The organism is Corynebacterium sp. S5S1 (assembly GCF_001913985.1).
GTDB classification, from domain to species: Bacteria; Actinomycetota; Actinomycetes; order Mycobacteriales; family Mycobacteriaceae; genus Corynebacterium; species Corynebacterium marquesiae.
The window spans coordinates 1-3,142 of sequence record NZ_MKXT01000065.1; the positions used below are offsets into that span (position 1 = coordinate 1).

Below are 3,142 nucleotides of genomic sequence, written 5' to 3' on the forward strand. Positions count from 1 at the left end.
GATCCACGAGCAGTTGCCTACCCGCACCCAGGATGGTGCAGCGGTGACCACGCGCGAGGAGCTGGCCGCACACATCCAGTCCACCGTGCACAAATACCGCGACGACAACGTGGTGTACCTGGAATTACGTGTTGTGGTGGAGGATTTTTGCACCGACAACTTTGTGCTTGCCGACGCCTTCGCCACCGCTCTGGATGCCGTGGCGGTGGATGGAATCCGGGCGCGATTGCTGCCAGTTGCGCGCGCAGACGGCGATGCCGTCGCTGAGTTGGCGGAGCTTGTGCTGCATGCACAAGGTGACCCGAACCTGGCTGGTGTGGTGTTCCTGGTTTCTGGAACTACCCATGATGCCAAACCGGGCGCTGCTGGCTCGGCTTTGGCAGCCGCCTGTGCCAAGCTGCGGGAAAATTTTCTGCCGTTTGCCATCGATGGCGCTGCTGATATCGAATCCATCGGCGCAGCCGTGCGATTGGGGGCGCTGCGCCTGGGGCGTCCGTTGGCGTTGGTTGATGATTTTTCTGCCGATATGACCGGCATCGTGCCGGGAAAGATTTCTGGTTGGGTGCGTGATCGTGGCATTGCTGCAGAAATGACGCCATTATGGGATCTTGCCGACGACTCGTTGGGCGATGCAGCTGTTGGTGAGCTGCCGGATCATCCGCTTCCGCTGTTTCAGCAGCTTGGTTTTAGTTGCACGATTTCCGCCGGGGAGGTGGCAGCCGGTAATTGCACCGATGTCATGAACGCGCTGACCGAAACTTTCGGTTATGGTCTGGAAGAATTCTTTGACCTCACGGCAAAGACAGTTGCGGCAAGTTTTTTGACTGAGCCGGAGCGTCAGCAGCTCATGGAGACCCAGATTTTGCCGCGCTATGAAAAACTGGCCGACGCGGAACTGCGCCAGCCAGATGATGCGGATGAGTCAGATGATATGGACGAGTCAGAGAAGAGCGATGCTGCCGTTGATTAGCAGGCTGATTAGAATTTCGCGAAGCGCTTAACCAGCATGTCTTCCAAGCCGCGCCATCCCTTCGAGTGGTCGGTGTACGGCTTGGATGGCACGTAGCCACTAGTTTGCTGCGAGCCCAGCATATAGCCCAGGTAATCCTGGAAGCGTGGGTTTGCCAGCATATAGGAGTTGATGGAATCATCGCCGGCCCAGTCGGCGGCGTCGGCAAGCAATTCGTAGCAGGCTGACATCTGTGGGATATCCACGGCTTCGGGGCCTTTTTCCATGTCCTCGGTAAGACCCTGGAAGCTGTAGGCGTTATCGCGGTGTACGGTCAGTTCGAGTTCACCAGCATTGGCGGCGGTGACGATGTCTTCCCAGGTAGCAACTTTTGCGAGATCGTGTTCGTCGTTTTCGATGATCCAGCGCAACAGTTGACGGCCGGTGGGGAAGGTGTTGATGGTGCCGAAACGCCCCAAAAAGATCGGCGCGCCGTCCAGATAGCAGCGCAATGTGTAGACGGATTTGCCGTCGATGGTGATTTTTATTGGGTCGATGCCTGCCGCCGCCCAGGCAGAAGAATCATACGGATCCGCAGCCTCGGCCTGACGTTTGCGTTCTTCTTCCCGCTCTGCGCGTTCTTTGTCTGCTTGTTCTTTCGATTGGGTGATGCGTTTTTCTGCATCGGCGATGGTGTCTTTATCCACGCTGTCGAAATCTTCGGTGACATCGACGATGCGCACGCTGTCTGCCAGGTTGGATTCGATCTTTTTCCAGTTTGTCAGTACCGCACGCCCTACTGATGACCACTCGGAAAGCCCATGGTCGCCGGAGTAGTGATCAGCGCCGCGTTGCACATTGCCGAGCACGGAGTGGGTGGAAAAGAAGATCATGGTGTCATCGTCGGCGCAGACATTTCCCAGCGCCTTGGTGATGGACAAGATCTTGGCCGAGGTTGCCACCGCGTCATAGGACGGACGGTCGGCCAAGTAGTGTGGCAGCCCAACGATGTCGTAGTGGTCGCGGTCTTCTGGGTGCGCGCGATATTCTGGAAGCTTCGCGAAATCCCCCCATTTCGGGTGCTCACGAAGGTCGTGCTTAGTGGTGTTTTCAAGATACACCAGCATTTCGGCCACTGTGGGAAAGACCAGGACGTTGTCGTCGTCGCCGAGAAAAGCTTCCCACTGTGAGCCGTTTTCTTTCCAGGTCGGAGCCCACAGGGTATAAAAATCACCGCTGCTCAGTGATAGAGAAACCGGGATGATCGCGCGATTATTCATGGGCACTAAGTTTAGCGAACGTGGTGGGGCAGTGTGCCGTCGTGGTGCTTGGGTGGTGCCGTCGGCCGGTAGACACGCTAGCTCGTCGGCCGGTAGAAACCATGAAAGTTCATATCCAGGTTGTTAGTGCGCAGTGGTGAGGTGGAAACCGGGCTGCCAGCCTCAATGAGTTCACCGTTTCCTGCGTACATGGCGACATGCCCGTCCCAGACAGCCAGGTCTCCTTCACGTAATTCACTGGCAGAAATCTGCTGGCCGACGGCTTGTTCATGCGCCAACCGTGGAATATCCACACCGGCTTGGCCCCAAGCCCACTGCGTAAACCCGGAGCAGTCAAAACCGACTCCGGGGGTGGTCCCGCCCCATTCATAGGGCGTGCCCAGTTGGCTGCGCGCGGCAGCCACGGCTTGGCGTCCAGCTTCAGCCCCAGCATCATCGCTCGGGGCTGGTGCGTCTACCGCTGCCGGTGCGAAAGCAGGATCAGAAGTGGTAGCTGATCCGGCATCGCCGGTAGGAACCGTGCTTGGCGGCGGGCCAGCAGTGGAGGTCGCTGCGGCGGCCTGGGTTGCAGCTGGTGCCTCGGTAAGCGCGAAAGGCTCGTCGGCAATGTTGTGCAGCCGACCCGCCAGGGTAGAAAGCGTTTCGTCTAACTCACCTGCAGCCGCTTCTGCTTGGGCAATATGCGTACGTGCCACCGCTTCAAGCTGCGCAATAGCAGAGGTGGCTGCACCCGGGGTTGGCTGTAAAGCAGAAAGCGCGACTGGCGCGGCCTGGTGCAGAAACGATTGTCCTATTCCGAATAGTTGTTCTGCGGTGGCGCTTATCGCCGCTTGTGCCTCAGCGGTGATCCCGGCGATCTGGTGATTGTGCCCATCAATCAGCGTTGCTGCAGCCTCGATATCGGCTGCGCTTG

3 protein-coding genes are annotated in these 3,142 nt (G+C 58.2%); 1 reads left to right on the plus strand and 2 read right to left on the minus strand.

Annotation, left to right across the window (positions count from 1 at the left end; all coding sequences use genetic code 11):
* Positions 1–970: amidohydrolase family protein (locus tag BKN05_RS11775; protein WP_286688717.1), on the plus strand; the 970-nt coding region annotated here is incomplete at its 5' end.
* Between the two features lie 8 nt (positions 971–978).
* Here the strand turns inward: BKN05_RS11775 and BKN05_RS11780 are convergent.
* Entirely contained in the window at positions 979–2,229 is a 1,251-nt protein-coding gene (locus BKN05_RS11780) for a SatS C-terminal domain-containing protein (RefSeq protein WP_018121430.1), read from the minus strand.
* Positions 2,230–2,306: 77 nt separating this feature from the next.
* Positions 2,307–3,128 (minus strand): C40 family peptidase, encoded by an 822-nt coding sequence (locus BKN05_RS11785; protein ID WP_286688718.1) that lies wholly within the window; start codon positions 3,126–3,128, stop codon positions 2,307–2,309.
* Positions 3,129–3,142: the final 14 nt, after the last annotated feature.